16 protein-coding genes are annotated in these 18498 nt (G+C 65.5%); 10 read left to right on the top strand and 6 right to left on the bottom strand.

Going from position 1 to position 18498, the window contains the following annotated elements:
• Positions 1-147 precede the first annotated feature (147 nt).
• The 4 genes from AL3_RS12035 to AL3_RS12020 all read left to right on the top strand — a co-directional run bounded on the left by AL3_RS12035 (position 148) and on the right by AL3_RS12020 (position 6376).
• Positions 148-2973, top strand: coding sequence for an aconitate hydratase (locus tag AL3_RS12035; RefSeq protein WP_066301139.1), 2826 nt, complete (start codon positions 148-150; stop codon positions 2971-2973).
• Positions 2974-3143: 170 nt separating this feature from the next.
• The gene (dxs, locus tag AL3_RS12030; protein ID WP_066301137.1) at positions 3144-5117 is read left to right on the top strand and encodes a 1-deoxy-D-xylulose-5-phosphate synthase; all 1974 of its coding nucleotides are present in this window, start codon (positions 3144-3146) and stop codon (positions 5115-5117) included.
• 36 nt (positions 5118-5153) lie between these two features.
• Positions 5154-6005 (top strand): SDR family oxidoreductase, encoded by an 852-nt coding sequence (locus tag AL3_RS12025; protein ID WP_066301135.1) that lies wholly within the window; start codon positions 5154-5156, stop codon positions 6003-6005.
• 53 nt (positions 6006-6058) lie between these two features.
• Positions 6059-6376 carry a primase-like DNA-binding domain-containing protein gene (locus AL3_RS12020; protein WP_066301132.1) on the top strand — a complete coding sequence of 106 codons (318 nt, stop codon included), beginning with the start codon at positions 6059-6061 and terminating at the stop codon, positions 6374-6376.
• Here the strand turns inward: AL3_RS12020 and AL3_RS12015 are convergent.
• Positions 6373-7014: a TMEM175 family protein gene (locus AL3_RS12015; RefSeq protein WP_066301130.1), complete on the bottom strand. Its 642-nt coding sequence runs from the start codon at positions 7012-7014 to the stop codon at positions 6373-6375. The two genes, AL3_RS12020 and AL3_RS12015, sit on opposite strands and share 4 nt — an antisense overlap.
• A gap of 90 nt (positions 7015-7104) precedes the next feature.
• Between AL3_RS12015 and AL3_RS12010 the strand changes: the two genes are divergently transcribed.
• Entirely contained in the window at positions 7105-8082 is a 978-nt protein-coding gene (locus AL3_RS12010; protein WP_066301127.1) for an aldo/keto reductase, read from the top strand.
• Between the two features lie 165 nt (positions 8083-8247).
• Here the strand turns inward: AL3_RS12010 and AL3_RS12005 are convergent, their stop codons facing one another.
• Positions 8248-8538, bottom strand: a complete 291-nt coding sequence (locus AL3_RS12005) for a DUF4287 domain-containing protein (protein ID WP_066301126.1) — start codon at positions 8536-8538, stop codon at positions 8248-8250.
• Between the two features lie 208 nt (positions 8539-8746).
• Here AL3_RS12005 and uvrA point away from each other — a divergent pair, with 208 nt between their 5' ends.
• The 4 genes from uvrA (at position 8747) to AL3_RS11985 (ending at position 14080) form a co-directional block, all read left to right on the top strand.
• The gene (uvrA, locus tag AL3_RS12000; RefSeq protein ID WP_083521713.1) at positions 8747-11233 is read left to right on the top strand and encodes an excinuclease ABC subunit UvrA; all 2487 of its coding nucleotides are present in this window, start codon (positions 8747-8749) and stop codon (positions 11231-11233) included.
• 275 nt (positions 11234-11508) lie between these two features.
• Positions 11509-12483, top strand: a complete 975-nt coding sequence (locus tag AL3_RS11995; RefSeq protein ID WP_066301512.1) for an arsenic resistance protein — start codon at positions 11509-11511, stop codon at positions 12481-12483.
• A gap of 218 nt (positions 12484-12701) precedes the next feature.
• Positions 12702-13388 carry a DNA alkylation repair protein gene (locus AL3_RS11990; protein WP_066301121.1) on the top strand — a complete coding sequence of 229 codons (687 nt, stop codon included), beginning with the start codon at positions 12702-12704 and terminating at the stop codon, positions 13386-13388.
• Positions 13389-13465: 77 nt separating this feature from the next.
• Complete coding sequence (locus AL3_RS11985; RefSeq protein ID WP_066301119.1) at positions 13466-14080, top strand: dihydrofolate reductase family protein; 615 nt, start codon at positions 13466-13468, stop codon at positions 14078-14080.
• A 15-nt stretch (positions 14081-14095) separates the two neighbouring features.
• Here the strand turns inward: AL3_RS11985 and AL3_RS11980 are convergent, their stop codons facing one another.
• The 3 genes from AL3_RS11980 to AL3_RS11970 form a co-directional block, all read right to left on the bottom strand.
• Entirely contained in the window at positions 14096-15052 is a 957-nt protein-coding gene (locus AL3_RS11980; protein WP_083521699.1) for a ketopantoate reductase family protein, read from the bottom strand.
• A 68-nt stretch (positions 15053-15120) separates the two neighbouring features.
• Positions 15121-15738 (bottom strand): LysE family translocator, encoded by a 618-nt coding sequence (locus tag AL3_RS11975; RefSeq protein WP_066301116.1) that lies wholly within the window; start codon positions 15736-15738, stop codon positions 15121-15123.
• 78 nt (positions 15739-15816) lie between these two features.
• The gene (locus AL3_RS11970) at positions 15817-16602 is read right to left on the bottom strand and encodes a helix-turn-helix transcriptional regulator (RefSeq protein WP_066301114.1); all 786 of its coding nucleotides are present in this window, start codon (positions 16600-16602) and stop codon (positions 15817-15819) included.
• A 279-nt stretch (positions 16603-16881) separates the two neighbouring features.
• On the opposite strand from AL3_RS11970, the gene AL3_RS11965 reads away from it, so the two are divergent.
• The gene (locus AL3_RS11965; protein ID WP_246168530.1) at positions 16882-17394 is read left to right on the top strand and encodes a hypothetical protein; all 513 of its coding nucleotides are present in this window, start codon (positions 16882-16884) and stop codon (positions 17392-17394) included.
• Positions 17395-17397: 3 nt separating this feature from the next.
• Here the strand turns inward: AL3_RS11965 and AL3_RS11960 are convergent, their stop codons facing one another.
• Entirely contained in the window at positions 17398-18480 is a 1083-nt protein-coding gene (locus AL3_RS11960) for a hypothetical protein (RefSeq protein WP_066301113.1), read from the bottom strand.
• Positions 18481-18498 lie beyond the last annotated feature (18 nt).

The following is an 18498-nucleotide window of genomic DNA, read 5'->3' as shown; positions in this document are numbered from 1 at the left end:
CGCTATGCACGGCAGGGGAACCGACCTGCCAGGGGAATCACCCACCATTCCCCGGCCGGCCCCTTCAGCTCTGCCGGTTAGGAAATCCTAACTGGCGTGCGGCGGATCACTGGACAAAGATAAAACGGTGGCGAGAGGAGTCCTGTTATGAGTAATGTGGACAGCTTCGGTTCCAAAGGCGTCTTGAACGTCGGTGGGAACGAGTATGAAATTTTCCGGCTGAATTCCGTCGAAGGCGCCCAGAGCCTTCCGTTCAGCCTCAAGGTCCTGCTGGAGAACCTGCTGCGCACCGAAGACGGTGCCAACATCACCGCCGACCACGTGCGGGCCCTGGCCAGCTGGGATGCCGAGGCAGAGCCCAGCACCGAAATCCAGTTCACCCCCGCCCGGGTGATCATGCAGGACTTCACCGGTGTGCCCTGCATCGTGGACCTTGCAACCATGCGGGAAGCCGTTGCCGATCTTGGCGGCGACCCCAAGCGCGTGAACCCGCTGGCACCGGCGGAAATGGTCATCGACCACTCCGTGCAGATTGATGCCTTCGGCAACGCCGGCGCCCTCGAGCGCAACATGGAAATCGAATACCAGCGCAACGGCGAGCGTTACCAGTTCCTGCGCTGGGGCCAGACCGCATTCGATGACTTCAAGGTTGTTCCCCCGGGAATGGGCATCGTGCACCAGGTCAACATCGAATACCTGGCACGCACCGTGATGACCCGCGAAGTTGACGGCAAGCTCCGCGCTTACCCGGACACCTGCGTCGGCACCGACTCCCACACCACCATGGTCAACGGGCTGGGCGTTCTCGGCTGGGGCGTTGGCGGCATCGAAGCCGAAGCTGCCATGCTCGGCCAGCCCGTCTCCATGCTGATCCCGCGCGTTGTTGGCTTCAAGCTCACCGGTGAGATCCCGGCCGGCGCCACCGCCACCGACGTCGTCCTGACGATCACCGAAATGCTGCGCAAGCACGGCGTCGTCGGCAAGTTCGTGGAGTTTTACGGCGAAGGCGTCGCTTCGGTGCCGCTGGCCAACCGCGCCACCATCGGCAACATGAGCCCCGAATTCGGTTCCACGGCTGCGATCTTCCCGATCGATGACGTCACCCTGGACTACCTGCGCCTCACCGGCCGGTCCGATGACAGTGTTGCCCTGGTGGAGTCCTACGCCAAGGAACAGGGTCTCTGGCACGATCCCTCCACGGAGATCAAGTACTCCGAGTACCTGGAACTGGACCTCTCCACGGTGGTTCCCTCCATCGCCGGGCCCAAGCGTCCCCAGGACCGTGTGGAACTCACCAGCGCCAAGGCACAGTTCCGCAAGGACCTGCGCAACTACGTCGACCATGAGGTCGAAGCAGTCGGCGCAACCGTGGACGAGGCCCTGGAAGAGTCTTTCCCGGCCTCGGATTCCCCGACCTACACGGACGCCGGAACCCACGTTGAGGACTCCCCGCACGACCTGGTCTCCGTCGCCGACCGCAGCGCAGGCCGAGTCGAGAACAGCGTGCCCGTCACGATGCCCGACGGCCGCAGCTTCGAACTCGACCACGGCGCAGTGACGATCGCTTCGATCACCTCCTGCACCAACACGTCCAACCCGTCCGTCATGATGGCTGCCGCCGTGCTGGCCCGGAACGCCGTTGAAAAGGGCCTTACCGCCCAGCCGTGGGTCAAGACCTCCATTGCACCGGGTTCCAAGGTAGTCACCGACTACTACGAAAAGTCCGGCCTCATTCCGTACCTGGAAAAGCTTGGCTTCTTCGTGGTCGGCTACGGCTGCGCCACCTGCATCGGCAACTCGGGCCCGCTCGAGGACGAAATCTCCACTGCGATCAACGACGCCGACCTGGCCGTAACCGCTGTGCTCTCGGGTAACCGCAACTTCGAAGGCCGCATCAACCCGGACGTGAAGATGAACTACCTGGCCTCCCCGCCGCTGGTAGTCGCCTATGCCCTGGCCGGCACCATGGACTTCGACTTCGAGAACGACCCCCTGGGCCAGGACGAAGCAGGCAACGACATCTACCTGAAGGACATCTGGCCGAACCCGGCCGAGGTCCAGCAGATCATCGATGCCTCCATCGACCAGCAGATGTTCACCGACAGCTACGCCACCATCTTCGAAGGTGACGACCGCTGGAAGTCGCTGCCGACCCCCGAGGGTGCAACCTTCGAATGGGATTCGGAGTCCACGTACGTGCGGAAGCCCCCGTACTTCGAGGGTATGAAGGCACAGCCGGAGCCGGTCCAGAACATCGAAGGTGCCCGCGTGCTCCTGAAGCTGGGCGACTCGGTCACAACCGACCACATCTCCCCGGCCGGTTCCTTCAAGTCCGACACCCCGGCAGGACGCTACCTGCTGGAACACGGTGTGGCCCGCAAGGACTTCAACTCCTACGGCTCCCGCCGCGGCAACCACGAAGTCATGATCCGCGGTACGTTCGCCAACATCCGGATCAAGAACCAGCTGCTCGACGGCGTCGAGGGCGGTTTCACCCGTGACTTCAGCCAGGCCGATGCACCGCAGGCCGCTGTGTACGACGCTTCGGTCAACTACCAGGCCGCCGGCATTCCGCTGGTTGTCCTGGCAGGCAAGGAATACGGTTCCGGTTCCTCGCGTGACTGGGCTGCCAAGGGCACCGCGCTGCTGGGCGTCAAGGCCGTCATCGCCGAGAGCTACGAGCGGATCCACCGCTCCAACCTCATCGGCATGGGCGTCCTGCCGCTGCAGTACCCGGCCGGCGTCAACGCCGATTCCCTGGGCCTGACCGGCACCGAGACCTTCTCGGTCGAGGGTGTCACCGAACTGAACAACGGCAACACCCCCAAGACGGTCAAGGTCACCGCAACACCCGAAAACGGTGAAGCGGTCACGTTCGACGCCGTCCTGCGCATCGACACCCCCGGTGAAGCCGATTACTACCGCAACGGCGGAATCCTGCAGTACGTTCTGCGCCAGATTTCGGCAAAGTAGGTAAATCAGCTCCAGTAAGACGCCCCGTTTCGCTAGGCTTTCGAGTAATCGAAGCCCTGAAACGGGGCGTTTTGCGTGCCGGCGGAAATGCCGGGCCGTGCGCAGGCGTTAGAATTAGTGGTTGTGACGGTGCGTTTGCCCGTTGCCTAAGACGCAAGGGAGGCGCCCTTTTGGGACTTCTGGAAACCATCCGTGATCCGCGGGACCTCAGCAAACTGAGCGCCTCCCAGCTGTCGGCCCTGGCCGGAGAGATCAGGTCCTTCCTCATCACGAATGTGGCCCAGACCGGCGGACACCTCGGACCCAACCTCGGCGTCGTTGAACTGACCATGGGCATCCACCGGGTTTTCGATTCCCCGCGCGACAGCATTGTGTTCGACACCGGACACCAGTCCTACGTCCATAAGATGCTGACCGGCCGGCAGAACTTCGAAACCCTGCGGCAGCAGGGAGGGCTCTCGGGATACCCGGCCCGGGCGGAATCCGTGCACGACATCGTTGAAAGCTCCCACGCGTCGTCGTCCCTCTCCTGGGCGGACGGAATCTCCCGCGCCCGGCAGCTGACCGGGGAAGGCGACCGCTACACCGTGGTGATGGTCGGCGACGGCGCCCTGACCGGCGGTATGGCCTGGGAAGCCCTGAACAATATTGCCGCGGACCAGCGCCGCCGCGTAGTGATCGTGGTGAATGACAACGGCCGCTCCTACGCCCCGACCATCGGCGGCGTGGCGGACTACCTCGCGTCCCTGCGGCCGACCCTGGACACCGTGCGCACCCACCACATGTATGAGAACACCATGGACTGGTGGAAGGGACGGCTGCAGAGCGGCGGCCCGGTCGGCCGGTTCGCCTATCACAGCCTGCATGCCGCCAAGAAGGGCATCAAGGACTGGTGGGCGCCCCAGGGTCTGTTCGAAGACATCGGCATGAAATACGTCGGACCGGTGGACGGCCATGACCTGGCCGCGGTGGAGCAGGCACTGCTGACCGCGAAGAACTACGGCGGTCCCGTGATCGTGCACGCCATCACCGAAAAGGGCCACGGCTACGCTCCGGCCCGGGCGAACGACGAGGACCAGTTCCACGCCGTCGGCATTATCGACCCCGAAACCGGTGCCCCCGTCGCCCCGGGCGGCAAGCAGTCCTGGACCTCCGTCTTCGCTACTGAGATCGCGGAGATCGCCGACGAACGCCAGGACATCGTGGGGATCACCGGTGCCATGCTGATTCCCGTCGGCCTGCACCGCTTCGCCGCCAAGCACCCGGACCGGGTGTTCGACGTCGGCATCGCCGAGCAGCATGCGCTGACCTCCGCTGCGGGAATGGCCTACGGGGGCCTGCACCCGGTGGTGGCCCTGTATGCGACCTTCCTGAACCGTGCCTTTGACCAGCTGCTGATGGACGTGGCCCTGCACAAGGCAGGCGTCACCATTGTCCTGGACCGTGCCGGCGTGACCGGGCCCGACGGTCCCAGCCACCACGGCATGTGGGACATGTCCATGCTGCAGATCGTCCCCGGCCTGCATCTGGCTGCACCCCGGGACGCCACCCGGCTCAAGGAAGAACTGCGCGAAGCCGTGGCGATTTCCGATGCGCCCAGCGTGGTGCGGTTCTCCAAGGGCACCGTAGGTCCTGATCTTGATGCCGAGGAGCGCACGGAAGACGGCGTGGATGTCCTGGCCCGGCGGCCTTCCGGCGACACCCGCAATGACGTCCTGATCGTCAGCGTCGGCGCGATGGCCGAGATGGCACTCGACGTCGCCGAGCGGCTGGGTGCCCAGGGCATCAGTTCCACCGTGGTTGACCCGCGGTGGGTGCTGCCCGTTCCGAAGTCGATCATCAGCATGGCCGCGGCCCACCGGATTGTCATCGTCATCGAAGACGGAGTGCGCGCCGGCGGCGTCGGATCCCGGATCCGGCAGGAAATGCGTGCGGCCGGTGTGGACACGGCCCTGAACGAGGTAGGTTTGCCGGCCGAATTCCTGGACCACGGTACGCGTGCGGAGGTGCTTGAACGGGTGGGACTGACCGCCCGCCAGGTGGCCAACGACGTCGTCGCCCAGGTCCTCGGCACGAAGGTACCGTTCGCCCGTCCGCTGCCAGGCCAGCAGGCGCCCACCGGACAGATTCCGAAAATCAAGTAGGCTCCGCGGCCCGGCGGGGCAGGAAAGAGCGCCACCATGGCACAGAACAGTCCCACCCTCGCCGTCACCGGAGCCACCGGAGCGCTCGGGGGCGCCGTGGCCCGGCTGCTCACCGATGCCGGGATACCGCACCGCCTGCTGGCGCGGCACGCTGCCCGGATCTCCCCACCGCCGGACACCCCGGTTTTCGCGCTCTCCTACGCGGACCGGGACCACGCCGTCAGGGCCCTGGAGGGTGTGGAGACCCTCTTTATGGTCTCGGCAGCTGAGAATCCGTACCGGGCACAGGATCAGCGGACGTTTGTTGATGCAGCGGTGGACGCGGGTGTGCAGCACATTGTGTACACATCTTTTATGGGCGCGGGTCCGGATGACGTTTTTACCCTCGGACGGGACCATTGGGACACGGAGCAGCACATCAAGGCGCGGGGCCTGAAGCACACCTTCCTGCGGGACTGCTTCTACCAGGACATCCTCCCCTCCTTCGTGGGACGCGACGGCGTGATCAGGGGCCCGGCTGCCGACGGCAGGTTCGCTCCGGTCGCCCGGAGCGACGTCGCTGCGTCCGCGTTCCGGATTCTCCGGGATCCGCAGGCCCACGCCGGCGCAACGTATACGCTCACGGGTCCGCAGTCCATCACCATGCAGGACGTCGCGGATACCCTCACCAGGGTCACCGGACAGCAGGTGTCCTACCATGCCGAATCGCTCGACGAGGCGGTCGAATCCCGCCGCGCCGCCGGTGCCTCTGAATGGCAGGCTGTGGCCTGGGCCACCAGCTATGCGGCCATCGCCACCGGGGAACTAGCGCAGGTCAGCGACGACGTGGCCGAGCTGACGGGCACGGCACCGTTGAGCTTCGAAGACCATCTGCGCAGCAGGGGTTAGTGTTCATCTGCCGGACCCTTCCCAACTCCTGGGCCCGTGGCTAGGGTCGAAGTATGGATCAGGTACTAGATGGCCCAGTCGCGGACTTCCTGCGGGAATGCACAATCACCGGACTGGATGAGACCGAAGCTACGCCCGCTGCGGACCTCTACGGGATGTACATGATCTGGTGCGAGCAGGCGGAACAGGAACCGGTTTCCTCGGCCGTGTTTTCCCGCCAGGTTCAGGCCTCCGGGAGTCAGCCGCGGCGGCGTCACCATGAGCGTGTCTACCCAGGAATCCTGCCCACCGGGCCGATTCCCATCCAGTACATTCTGGAGACCGATAAACCCCCCAGCCTGAACGGCGCCCTCAACACCTACGGGACCTAGGCCGCGGGGGATCTCTGGTTTCCCCCGGACAGACGCCCGGCGAGCGGGCTGAGGATCAGGAGCGAAGCCCAGACCAGCCGTCCCGGGCCGGGCCCCGCCACCGCAATGACGGGGATTGACGCCAGGAAAACGGCAGGCACGGCCAGGTGGGGGAGCAGTGGCCGGACCCCCTTTCCCAATCCGGCTGCCCCTGCGAGATTGTGCCGGGAAGCGCTCAGGAAGACTGCGGTCTGGGCGAGCGACGCCAGCGCCACATTCAGGGCATAGAGGACTGTGGGCAGTGAGTAGCCGGCTGCGGCCGGATCGCTGGTGCCCTGGGTGGTGAAGGGGATCAGGATGATGAAGAATGCTGCCACGATGTTCCAGGTGATCAGCCGCTGGCTCATGACCGGAACGCCGGCCATCTGGCGGAAATTCACCCGCCAAAACACTGCGATGACGGCGAAGCTCAGCAGGAATCCGAACAGCTGGCTCAGCAGCCCGGTGCTCAGCAGATCCTCCACGCTGCCCCAGGCCGCGGCCGGAGGCAGGTCGATGTTGGTGATCAGCAGGGTAATGGCAAAGCCGTAGATCGCATCGAAGAAGGAAATTCCCCGGCCGAACTCGACGGTGCTCCGGTCAAAAAGCTGATCGCCCATGGGGACTCCATCCGCTGCGTTCCAGCATCATGACATCCCGCTCGTCTGTACGGCAGGCAGCGGCGGCAGTCCTGTTGATAGCGTGGGACGATGACCACATACAACAGACTTGGTAACTCCGGCCTCACGGTCTCCACCGTCGGACTTGGCTGCAACAACCTGGGCCGCCCCGGCACCGCCACCGAATCGCAGGAGGGCACCGACGCCGTCGTGCATGCCGCGGTCGACGCCGGAATCACCCTTTTTGACACGGCAGACACCTATGGTGCGGTTCCCGGCCTGAGCGAGGAGCGGCTCGGCAAAGCGCTTGGGTCCCGCCGGAGTGACGTGGTCCTGGCCACGAAGTTCGGAATGGATATGAAGGGCGTCAACGGGCCCGACTTCGATGCCCGCGGTTCGCGCCGGTACATCATGACGTCGGTGGAGGCGTCCCTGCGCCGGCTGGGTACGGACTGGATTGATCTGTACCAGTTCCACACCCCGGACCCGCTGACGCCGATTGATGAGACGCTGGCTGCCCTGGATGACCTCGTCACCAGCGGCAAGGTCCGCTACATCGGGCACTCCAACCGGGCGGGCTGGCAGATCGCCGAAGCAGAGTTCACCGCCCGTGCCGCCGGGAGCACCCGCTTCATCTCCGCGCAGAACCACTACAATCTGCTGGACCGCCGTGCCGAACTCGAAGTGACTCCGGCTGCTGAGGCCTACGGTCTGGGTGTGCTGCCGTACTTCCCGCTGGCCAACGGCCTGCTCACCGGCAAATACAGTTCCGGTTCGGCCCCCGAGGGAAGCCGCCTGACCCACTCGCGGACAAACCTGCTGCAGGACGCCGACTACGACCAGCTGCGCGAATTCGGGCAGTTCGCCGCGGAGCGCGGACTGAGCGAAATCCAGGTGGCGTTCTCCTGGCTCGCGTCGCGTCCGTCGGTGTCCTCGGTGATCGCCGGCGCGACCAAGCCGGAGCAGATCCGGCAAAACGCTGAAGCCGCGTCCTGGGTGCCTTCGGATAAGGACCTGGAAGAACTGGACCGGATCTTCCCGCAGGCTCCGAAGGTTGCGCTCTTCTAACCGCCTTGACCCGTGTGTGTGCCGGGCGGAGGCACCGGGACGGCGGCAACGATAATCCCTGCTCGCAGCGCGTTCCTGGATTATCCAAGCCGCCTAATCCCGGGCCCTCCGGCCGTCCACGCCCCCAGCCGGGGCCTGTTTTCAGCGGGGTCTGCCAGTCACCCCTCAGGACGGACGGTTTGCTTTGCCATCCAGCCGCAGAGTGACGGAATCATCCCGGTGCGGGCCGGACGTCCCCACATGCCGGGCATCGATGGTGGGCCCCTTTTTGATCACATGCACCAGGGCCATACCGTGGCCGCGCCCCAGCCCGTAGTCGGTTTTGAGCCATTCGAGAATTTCCCCATCCTTGATGTCCTGGCCGTCCAGGCCTTTGCTCTTCGCGAGATCAACCAACTGCCGGGGTGTTAGTCCTGTCTTAGCTTCGATCGTGTCAAGGTACGCCTGGAAAGACATGGTGGTGTTCCTGGTTCTCGGGTAGGTGGCCTTTGTGTGGAAGGGTATCTAACCACAATCCGTCATCACGCCCGTGGTGAAACCCCGTCCGCCAGGTCGAAGGAGATTGGCGCCCCCTGTTAGCGTCGAAGGGGTGAGCACCAAACCTGTACCAGCCGTCCAGTCCGCTCCCAACCCCCGCAGTGCCGCCAGCACATCCGGCAACGGCATGGTCCGGGTCCGCGGTGCGGAGGAAAACAACCTCCGCAGCGTCGACGTCGACATTCCCCGGGACGCGATCGTGGCCTTCACCGGCATCTCCGGGTCCGGAAAATCCTCGCTGGCTTTTGGCACCATCTATGCCGAAGCGCAGAAACGGTACTTCGAATCCGTTGCCCCCTACGCCCGGCGGCTGATCTCCCAGGGCCACAATCCCAAGGTGGAAGCCATCACGGGCCTGCCTCCCGCCGTCGCGCTCCAGCAGCGGCGAGGGACCGCCAGTTCCCGCTCAACGGTGGGAACGCTCACCACCCTGTCCAACTCCATGCGCATGCTCTTCTCCCGCGGCGGCACCTACCCGGCTGACGCAGTCCCCGGCAGCCTGGACTCCGACGCCTTCTCGCCCAACACCGCGGCGGGCGCCTGCCGCGAATGCTCCGGACTGGGCATCGCGCACACCGTCACCGAAGACTCCCTGGTCCCGGATCCCAACCTGACCATCCGCGAAGGTGCCATTGCAGCCTGGCCGGGTGCCTGGCAGGGCAAGAACCTCCGGGACATCCTCATCCACCTCGGCTACGACGTCGATGTGCCCTGGCGGAAGCTGCCGAAGAAGGACCGCGACTGGATCCTCTTCACCGACGAACAGCCGGTGGTCACCATCACCCCGCAGCGGGACCGCGTGGCCAAACCGTACAAGGGCCGGTTCTGGAGCGCCAAAAGCTACGTACTGCACACCCTCGCCGATTCGGGCAGCGCCAAGATGCGCGAACGGGTGCTGGAGTACATGGTCTCCGGTCCTTGCCCGGTCTGCGGGGGAGCGGGCCTGCGCCCGGAGGCACTGGCCGTCACGTTTGCCGGCCGGAACATCGCCGAACTGAACGGGGCAACCCTCGGGGAGCTGGCGGAGATCATCCGGCCGACGGCGGAGCTCAAGGCCGCGGGCACCGCGTCCCGGGCCTCGGCGTCGAACGAGGACACGGAGGTCGCGGTTACCATCACCCGCGACCTGCTGGCCCGGCTGGAGGTGCTGATTGGTCTGGGCCTCGGTTACCTCAGCCTCTCCCGCGCCACCCCCACGCTGTCGCCGGGGGAGATGCAGCGGCTGCGGATCGCCACCCAGCTGCGGTCGGGCCTGTTCGGCGTGGTCTATGTGCTGGATGAGCCCTCCGCCGGGCTGCACCCTGCGGATGCCGAGCCGCTGCTGGCGGTCCTGCAGGAACTCAAGGACGCAGGCAACTCGGTTTTTGTGGTGGAGCACAACATGGACGTGGTGCGCAGCGCCGAATGGATCGTGGACGTTGGCCCGCAGGCCGGCGACGGCGGCGGTACGGTCCTCTACAGCGGTCCGGTCGCCGGGCTCGCCGACGTCGCGGAGAGCGCCACCCGCCCCTTCCTTTTCGGTGAAGCGCAGGAATCCGCTCCCGCCCGGCGCCGGGCAGAGCAGTGGCTCTCGCTGAAGGGCATCACCCGGCACAACCTCACGGACCTCGACGCCGAGATTCCGCTGGGTGTCCTGACCGCCGTCACCGGAGTCTCCGGGTCCGGGAAGTCAACGCTGGTCAGCCAGGTACTGGCCGAAGCAGTCGGCACCCGGGTCAACGGCGCTCCGCCGGAACCGGAGGAGACTGACGAAGCCGGCGACGCCGACGCCCGGGACGAGGACCCCGGCGTCCAGGTCCGCAGCATTGCCGGCCTGGAACACCTGGATCGGCTCGTCCGGGTGGACCAGCGGCCTATCGGACGCACACCGCGTTCCAACCTCGCCACGTACACCGGCCTGTTCGACGCCGTCCGCAAGCTCTACGCGGGCACGGATGAGGCCCGCGCCCGCGGCTACAACGCCGGCCGGTTTTCCTTCAACATGGCCGGCGGGCGCTGCGAAACCTGCCAGGGCGAGGGATTCCTTGCCGTCGAACTGCTGTTCCTGCCCGGCACCTACGGCCCCTGCCCGGTCTGCCACGGCGCCCGGTACAACGAGGAAACCCTGCAGGTCACCTACCGCGGCAAGTCGATCGCCGACGTCCTGGCCATGCGCGTGGAGACCGCGGCGGAGTTCCTCGCCGATGTACCGGCGGCTGCCCGCAGCCTCCGGACCCTGCTCGACGTCGGCCTGGGCTACCTGCGGCTTGGCCAGCCCGCCACGGAACTCTCCGGCGGCGAAGCCCAGCGGATCAAACTGGCCACCGAACTGCAGCGTGCCCGCCGCGGCCACACCCTGTACCTGCTGGACGAGCCGACCACCGGGCTCCACCCCCAGGACGTGCAGCTGCTGCTGGCGCAGCTGAACCGGCTGGTGGACGCCGGGAACACCGTGGTGGTGGTGGAGCACTCGATGAACGTGGTGGCTGCCGCGGACTGGGTGATTGACATGGGCCCGGCCGGCGGCGACGACGGCGGCCGGATTATCTGTGCCGGAACCGCGGACGAGGTGGCTGCCTGCGAAGCCTCGCGTACAGCGCCGTACCTGGCAGCTGCGCTAAAGCGGCTCGGCTGAGCTGCTGTAGGTCACGGTGGTCCCGGCCGGTGGGCCAAGTGGCGGCCGGAGGGTCCGGAACGGCGGCAACGAAACTCCCCGCTCGCAGAGCTCGCAGGGAGTATTAAAGCCGCCTAACCCGGACCTTCCTGCCGCCGGTAACGGTGGCTGGCTTGGGCGGTTCGGTTCGCTGCTGCAGGACTAAGCGGATGGGTCGCGTCCTTGGTCACCGGGGAGAGGCTACAGGACGGAAGTGCCAAGATGGGGGAGTGAACTTCCCCCGGCTCGTTGAACGCATGGACCGGCACCAAATCGGGCTTTACTTTGGGGCGCTTCTCGCAGGTGCCGTGATTGGCTGGTTCCTTCCGGCGGCCGCGCCGGCGTTCGAGTTCTCCGTCAACCCGGCGCTGGGCGCGCTGTTGTATACAACGTTTCTCGGGATTCCGTTCGGCAGGCTGATCCAGGCACTCCACGACGGCAGGTTTATGGCTGCGGTACTCGTCCTGAACTTCCTGCTGGTACCGGTTGTTGTATATGTGCTGACCCGCTTCATCGCAGGGGAGCAGGCATTGCTGGTCGGAGTGTCGATGGTGCTCCTGACTCCATGCATTGACTACGTGATTGTCTTCTCCGGCCTGGCTGGCGGATCCAGCGATCGGCTTCTGGCTGCCGCACCCGTGCTCATGCTGCTCCAAATGCTCCTTTTACCTCTCTACCTGCTGGTTATTGTGGGCCCGGGCATTGGCTCGGTCCTTGAACCCGGACCGTTTTTGGCGGCTCTCGTGTGGCTGATCCTGGTCCCGCTGGTCCTGGCGGTGATGACGCAGGCGGCCAGCCGGAATTCCGACGCCGCGGGGAAGTTCACGCGCTTTGTTCAGGACCTGATGGTGCCTCTCATGATGCTCACCCTCGCCGTTGTGGTTGGCTCGCAGATCAGTGCCGTCGGCGGTCAACTCCCTTCGCTGCTCCCCGTTGTGCCCCTGTACGCAGCTTTCCTCGCAGTCATGGTCCCCCTTGGCCTGGGCCTGGCCAAGGCATTCAGGCTGGATGTCCCCGGGACCCGGGCGGTCATCTTCAGCGGAGCTACCCGGAATTCCCTGGTGGTTCTTCCCCTGGCACTCGTCCTCCCTGCGCCGCTGGGGTTGGCGCCTCTCGCCGTCGTCACCCAAACCCTGGTTGAACTGGCCGGCATGCTGCTCCTGGTGCGGCTCATCCCACGGCTTGTTCGTGCTCCGGAAAGAAGCGCTTGCCAGCATCAGCCAGAGGCGTAGGGTGCACCCATGAGCGACGCACCGGTGCAGCTGACTGACCCAACCCCTGACGCGGTTGTTGAGTTCATTGGCCGGGTACGTGAGACCCCTGGCCCGAGGATGCCGCCGCATTTACGGCATCGGCCTTGCCCGGCGCAGCGTAGAGGCTTTGTACAACGTGAGCGCCCGGCACGCTGACCGAAGGTAGGCTGGAATTTCAGCGGATGAAGAGAGCAAAAATGGCTGCGACAGAAACGACCGCCACCACAGTTGATGAGGTGCTGGCCCAGCTGGCCGCGCTGGAGGATCCGAAGGCCCGGGCAGTCAACGAAAAGCACGGTGACGATCACGGCGTGAACCTGAGCAAGCTCCGCGCCGTCGCAAAGCAGTTGAAGACGCAGCAGGAACTTGCCCGGGAGCTGTGGTCGACGGGTGACACCGCGGCCCGGCTGGTGGCGCTGCTGATCTGCCGCCCGAAAGCGTTCGAACGCGGCGAACTGGACACCATGCTGCGCGAGGCCCGCGTGCCCAAAGTGCACGACTGGTTCGTCAACTATGTTGTGAGGAAGAGTCCGCATGCGGAAGAACTGCGGCTTCTCTGGTTTGCGGATCCGGATCCGGTAGTGGCCAGCGCCGGCTGGGCGTTGACCAGTGAGCGGGTATCCAAGAGTCCCGACGGGCTGGATCTGCCTGGCCTGCTGGACACGATTGAGGCGGAGATGAAAGATGCCCCGGACCGCCTGCAATGGGCGATGAACAACTGCCTGGCCCAGATCGGCATCTCCCACCCTGGGCTTCGCGCCCGGGCCATCAGCATTGGCGAACGGCTGGAAGTGCTCAAGGACTACCCGACGCCGCCAAACTGCACCTCGCCGTACGCACCCATCTGGATCACGGAAATCGTGCGCCGGCAGCAGGAGGACTGAGGGCCACTGATTAAAAGGCAGCCGGGTCCGCCGGTCTACGCGACAACCGGGCTGCCGCATATGTGAAGGAGCACATCGTGGGAAGACTATCGCTGGACCTGTTCATCACGCTCGACGGCGTGTACCAGGCCCCCGGGGGCCCCGATGAGGATCCGGAGGGCGGATTCGAATACGGCGGCTGGCAGGCAGCATATTCCGACGAGGAGACCGGCGCGTCGATCATGGCGAACATCGACAGCATGGACGCGTTGCTCCTCGGCCGCAAAACCTATGACATTTTTGCCGCGTTTTGGCCCGTCCAAAGCGCAGGGGATCCCATCGCGGCCAAATTCAATGCCATGCCCAAATTCGTTGTGTCCCGCTCCCTGGCCGATCCCGCCTGGGACGGTACCGCGGTGCTGAGAGGCCCCGCGGACGTGGCTGAGCTCAAGGACCGGTTCAACGACATTCATGTGATTGGCAGCGGAGACCTGGCACGCCCGCTGCTCGAGGCGGGGCTTGTCGACAGACTCAACCTCTTCCTGTATCCGCTGACCTTCGGCACCGGCAAACGGCTGTTTCCTGACGGCGCCGGGGTTCCGGCGGCCTTCGCCCTGGCTGAGGCGCCCAAGGGCTTCCCCAAGGGAGCGGTCTCCCTGGTCTACGAACTTGCGGGCGACCCCATTACGGGCATTGACATCAGCCAGGCGTAGCGGAGCGAGGGCAGGTCAGCCGTCTCGCAGTTTCAGGGCGCGGTAGATTGTGTCGTGAATCGGCACGCGCACTCCGTACTGCCCCGCAATCCGCACAACGGCCCCCGTCTGCTCGTCGATCTCCGAGGGCCTGCCGGCGGCTAGATCACGCTGCATCGAAGAAGTGCTGCCGGGATCGAAGGCGTCGTACAGGTGCATCATCGCCACGACGTCGCTTTCGTCCAGGGGAGTGCCGGCAGCCGTGGCAAGGTTGGCCACTTCCCTCATCGCGTCCCGGACGAGGCTCCGGCTGAGCTGGTTGGTACGCGTCCGGCCCACCGGTTCCCGGGACAGGGCTCCCACTCCGCCGTAGGAGGTGATCAGCATGAACTTCCGCCACATATCGGCAGTGATGTGCGCGGAGATGGTGGTCTGCACCTGGGCGTCCGAGAGCGCCGCCGCCAGTTTTTCAACCCGGCTGGTGACCTTCCCGTTCAGTTCTCCCAGGGTGATGCCCGGCTGGCCGCCGACGTGATGCACGATCCCCGGTTCGGTCAGGTAAGAGATGATGATGCAGACTCCGCCCAGCGCGTGACCCTCGCCGACTGCGTCGGTGATCTGGTGTGCGGCGCTCACCCCGTTTTGCAGCGGGAGGACCACAGTATCAGTCCCGACCAAGGCCTTGGCCTCCAGCAGCGCCTCGCGGACCTGGCCGGCCTTGCTGGCCACAATTACCGCATCGCAGGCACCAATCGCCGCCGCATTCGTGCTGATAGTGGCCGGCCTTGCCATGAACCCCTCCGACCCGTCTCCTCTGGTGACGCGGATTCCGCAGGACCGGATGGGCTCGATATGCCGCGGTGTCGCCACCAAGTGCACTTCGTGGCCGGCGCGTGCCAGCGCCGCGGCGAAATAGGCGCCCACCCCTCCGGCTCCCACGACCCCGATCTTCAGGGTCTGTCCACTCGTCTGTGTCTCCGGGGAATTCGTCATGCCCCCAACGTAGTGCCATCACCCCGCGGCGGCGCGGAAGGCAGGCCTGACCTATGGGTGGGGCGCCCCTACCGTACGAGGCCAACGATGAGGGTGATGATCATCCCGGTGCCCAGCAGTACGAGGAAACCCCCAGCTGCCTTCGTGATCCAGGGCAGGAAACGGGAGAGCTTCGCCAGCGCCCGGTCAGATCCCAGCGCGACGGCCATGAACAGGTCCCAGACCAGGACGACGGCGAACATCCAGGCGCCGTAGAGCATCAATTCGCCGGTGCCGGCGCCGGAGAGCCCAGTGGCGAGGGCGACGTAGAAGAGCGCGTTCTTCGGGTTGAGCAGGCCGGAGGCTAACCCGAGTCCCAGATTCTTTCCCCAGGTGTTGCCAGGCGCTGCAGGTTCGTTCATGACACTGATGCGGGCACTGGAACGGAGGAACGCGATGCCAATGTAGGTCAGAAACAGCCCGCCGGCCGTTTGGATAATGCCGAGCAGCGTCGGATGCGAGACCAGAGACAGCCCGGAGAACGCGGCAGCGATAAAGACGCCGTTGGCCAGTGCGATCCCGAGGCACGCGCCGCTGGCGGTCCGCCATCCGCTGCTCACCGCGCTGCGGGCGATCAGGAAGAAATCCACCCCGGGGATCAGCAAGGCCAAAAAATGTGCTGCTGCCACAGCAAAGAACTGCTCCATCTATCCCCAGCTATCTCGACGACGTACCTCGTTCAGGATGCGGGTTGGGTCAGGGAGCAGTCTTGTACGAAATTGCGGTTAGCCGCGGTAGGTTCCCGGAGACGCGGCCACGTGGGCGCGGAAGACCCTGTGGAAGTGGCTCTGGTCCACGAACCCCAGGGCATGGGCGGTGTCGGCCAGGGCCCGGCCTTCGCGGAGCATCCGCCGCGACGCTATGACGCGTTCGTTTTGGCGCCAGGCCAGCGGTGCCAGCCCGGTCTGGCGCTTCATGGCCCGGATGAGCTGGTATTTTCCCATTCCCGCCAGCGCGGCCAGGTCCTCGAGGGACGGGTTCGATTCATCCTGCCGCAGCCGGACAAAGACCGGAAGCAGACGGGCAAGAAGCTCTGCATCGCCGTCGGCAGCCAGTCGGTACGTCGGTTCAAGCGCCGCACATTGATGCAGGCCGGCCCGGAACCCGGTTTCGGTTCCGCTGGGTTCAGCATCGTTGAACAGCAGATTGTTGATGGCGGTGAACCGACGGTAAATCTCCGGCTGCCGGTACACCCTGATTCCGGCCAGGAGATGTGCCGCCGTCGGAGGCAGAAGGGCCGTGATCCAGTTCTGGTCCGCCTGGATCATTTGGTACTGCCAGCGGCCTTCATCCGGGTTGCAGGCGTGGACGTGGCCTGCCGGAATGAGGATGACATCGCCGGCCGTCAGCCGGACCGGGTCTCCCACGGCACCGCTGAACACGGTGGTACCCGAGTCGATCAGGCCTATCGAGAACCGGTCATGGGTGTGAGGGCGGTAGCAGGCACTGTCCCGGCAGGACCGGCGCGATTCCAGATGCGGCACCTGCCTGCTGTGCCAGAACTCTGTCACGCGTTTCCTGCCTCTTTCCGCTGGACTGGGTTTTCGTGAGCCTCGACATCCGCCGGCGGCCTTCGCCACTCCAAGAGCAAAGGCACCAATCAAAGCTGTGGCAGTCTATCTGACTCCAACCTCGACTCCTTCACGGCAGCGGCATGATCACGGTTCCCCCGATGTACTGCACCGGCAATCCAAGAATGCCCAGAGCGGGATCCCGGCACCGGAGAGAACCTTTCCCGCTGGACGGTGCTGGAGTGGGGGCATACTTTCCGGACTGCTACGCTGCGGGCCATGGTGGATTCGGCAACAGGCGAACGGTGGAGGGCCGAGTGGGCGGCTGTTACCGGGCTGATCATGATTGCCTGTTATGCGACCGTCGGGGCCTTCCAAGTGCTGGCCTGGAATCCGCAGGCGGCTGTGCCCGGGGCAACGCTCGACGAAATCCGGACAGCTATGGCCGGAGCCAACGAGTCCCTAGCCATGCCTCTGGTACTCGCTTGGGCCGTCACTGGGGTGCTGCTCGCAGGATTGGTCCTCATCGCATCACAGTGGGGTCCCGGACTCTGGGTGAGCACGGTCGTCAGGATGGATTTACTGCTTTTGGTCCTTGCGGCGCCGTCACATTGGTTCGCCTCGTTCCCCGCCGGTATGGGGATTGCCGATACCTTTGCCACAACCGGCGGTGACCATACGCCCTGGGGCATGCTGCTCTACCTCGTGAGCGCCGTTGCCCTGATTGCGCTGGTGGTCGTCATGCTCCTAGGCAGGCGGCGACCGCCTTCTCGCCGCCCGGCAGGCCCATAGGCCTTACTGCTCAGGGCGGCGTACCCGGCTCCAGACATCGCCGTTGTGATCCCGGTGCCAGTGCTGCCGCGGGGCATCTGCCTCGCGGGCGGCATCTGCAAGCCACAGTGTGCCATCAGGGTCCCACCCGGCAAGGACTGACGCCGTATCCCGGCCCACCTGGAGCGCCCGGCCAGCGGTGTGCAGGTAGCCGGCGGTCGTGAGGTGAACCGCGTCCCACTCCCCGGAGACCCGCTGCCAGTCGGGGATGACCCAGGAGCCGTCCCGTCCGGTCGTGCGGAACCAATCGTGGCGGCGGGAGGCGGTGACGTCCAGCGGATGGGCGCGGCAAAGTGAGATCCAGTCATCCGCTGTGCGGATCTCGAGGGTCCGGCCGGTGCCGTACACCGGAATGACGGTTGCCTCCTCCCAGCCGGGGAAATCTTCCACCAGGCTGAGGGCCTGCGGGATGGCCCCAGCTGTCCGGAGAAGACTGAGCGGGAAGGACCACCAGCTTCCGGAAAAGTTGGCGTAGACGTTCCCGGGCCGCTCCGCCGCAGCCCGGGCTTCCTCGGTCCGTACCTCTTCCGCCCACCTGCTCAGCGCCTTTTGCGGATCCCGTGGCAGCGGCGCCGGGTCCTCCGCTGAGCGCCAGTCAACGGCCCACTGTTCCGGCCGGCGGGACTGGGACCATTCCCGCCACGTGGGGGTTGCCAGGACGTGCTCGGCGAGCGGGCGGAGAGCTTCGACGATGGCTGGGAGCCCAGCGAGCACGTCCTCCCCGGCGGGTTCCTGCCAGTAGCGGGCGTTACCTACCGAGCACTCAAGCGCCGCCATCAGCTGCGCCTCCGTGAGACTGGAAGCATCGATGGAACTCAGTGCCGCCGCCAGGTCTTCCAGCGACGGGGATCCGCCCGGACCTGTGGAATCGCCCGGGCCGTCGCTGGACAACGCGAACAGGACAGTGGATGTCCCTTTGCCGGGGTCCAGTTCGTACCCCAGCCGGAAGACGGCGTTCCTGACGCCGGGATCAAGTTCCATCGCGAGCTCAAGGCACAGGCGCCGGCCACGGGGACCGTCAAGAAGCAACTCGGGCTGGGCTTTCATCCGCCCATCTTCGCATGG

Origin of the sequence: Arthrobacter luteolus NBRC 107841 (assembly GCF_001552075.1) — a bacterium.
GTDB classification, from domain to species: Bacteria; Actinomycetota; Actinomycetes; order Actinomycetales; family Micrococcaceae; genus Arthrobacter_B; species Arthrobacter_B luteolus.
The sequence above is the reverse complement of the archived record's forward strand: the minus strand, read 5'-3'. Positions and strand labels throughout refer to the sequence as shown.

Excerpts from the sequence above, each read along its gene's own strand:
- AL3_RS12005 (WP_066301126.1), bottom strand. The coding sequence starts at position 8,538 with ATGTCTTTCCAGGCGTACCTTGACACGATCGAAGCTAAGACAGGACTA.
- AL3_RS11965 (WP_246168530.1), top strand. The coding sequence starts at position 16,882 with ATGGTGGATTCGGCAACAGGCGAACGGTGGAGGGCCGAGTGGGCGGCT.
- AL3_RS11990 (WP_066301121.1), top strand. The coding sequence starts at position 12,702 with ATGGCTGCGACAGAAACGACCGCCACCACAGTTGATGAGGTGCTGGCC.
- AL3_RS11960 (WP_066301113.1), bottom strand. The coding sequence starts at position 18,480 with ATGAAAGCCCAGCCCGAGTTGCTTCTTGACGGTCCCCGTGGCCGGCGC.
- AL3_RS11995 (WP_066301512.1), top strand. The coding sequence starts at position 11,509 with ATGGACCGGCACCAAATCGGGCTTTACTTTGGGGCGCTTCTCGCAGGT.
- AL3_RS12035 (WP_066301139.1), top strand. The coding sequence starts at position 148 with ATGAGTAATGTGGACAGCTTCGGTTCCAAAGGCGTCTTGAACGTCGGT.
- uvrA (WP_083521713.1), top strand. The coding sequence starts at position 8,747 with ATGGTCCGGGTCCGCGGTGCGGAGGAAAACAACCTCCGCAGCGTCGAC.
- AL3_RS11980 (WP_083521699.1), bottom strand. The coding sequence starts at position 15,052 with ATGACGAATTCCCCGGAGACACAGACGAGTGGACAGACCCTGAAGATC.
- AL3_RS11975 (WP_066301116.1), bottom strand. The coding sequence starts at position 15,738 with ATGGAGCAGTTCTTTGCTGTGGCAGCAGCACATTTTTTGGCCTTGCTG.
- AL3_RS12025 (WP_066301135.1), top strand. The coding sequence starts at position 5,154 with ATGGCACAGAACAGTCCCACCCTCGCCGTCACCGGAGCCACCGGAGCG.
- AL3_RS12010 (WP_066301127.1), top strand. The coding sequence starts at position 7,105 with ATGACCACATACAACAGACTTGGTAACTCCGGCCTCACGGTCTCCACC.
- AL3_RS12015 (WP_066301130.1), bottom strand. The coding sequence starts at position 7,014 with ATGGGCGATCAGCTTTTTGACCGGAGCACCGTCGAGTTCGGCCGGGGA.
- AL3_RS12020 (WP_066301132.1), top strand. The coding sequence starts at position 6,059 with ATGGATCAGGTACTAGATGGCCCAGTCGCGGACTTCCTGCGGGAATGC.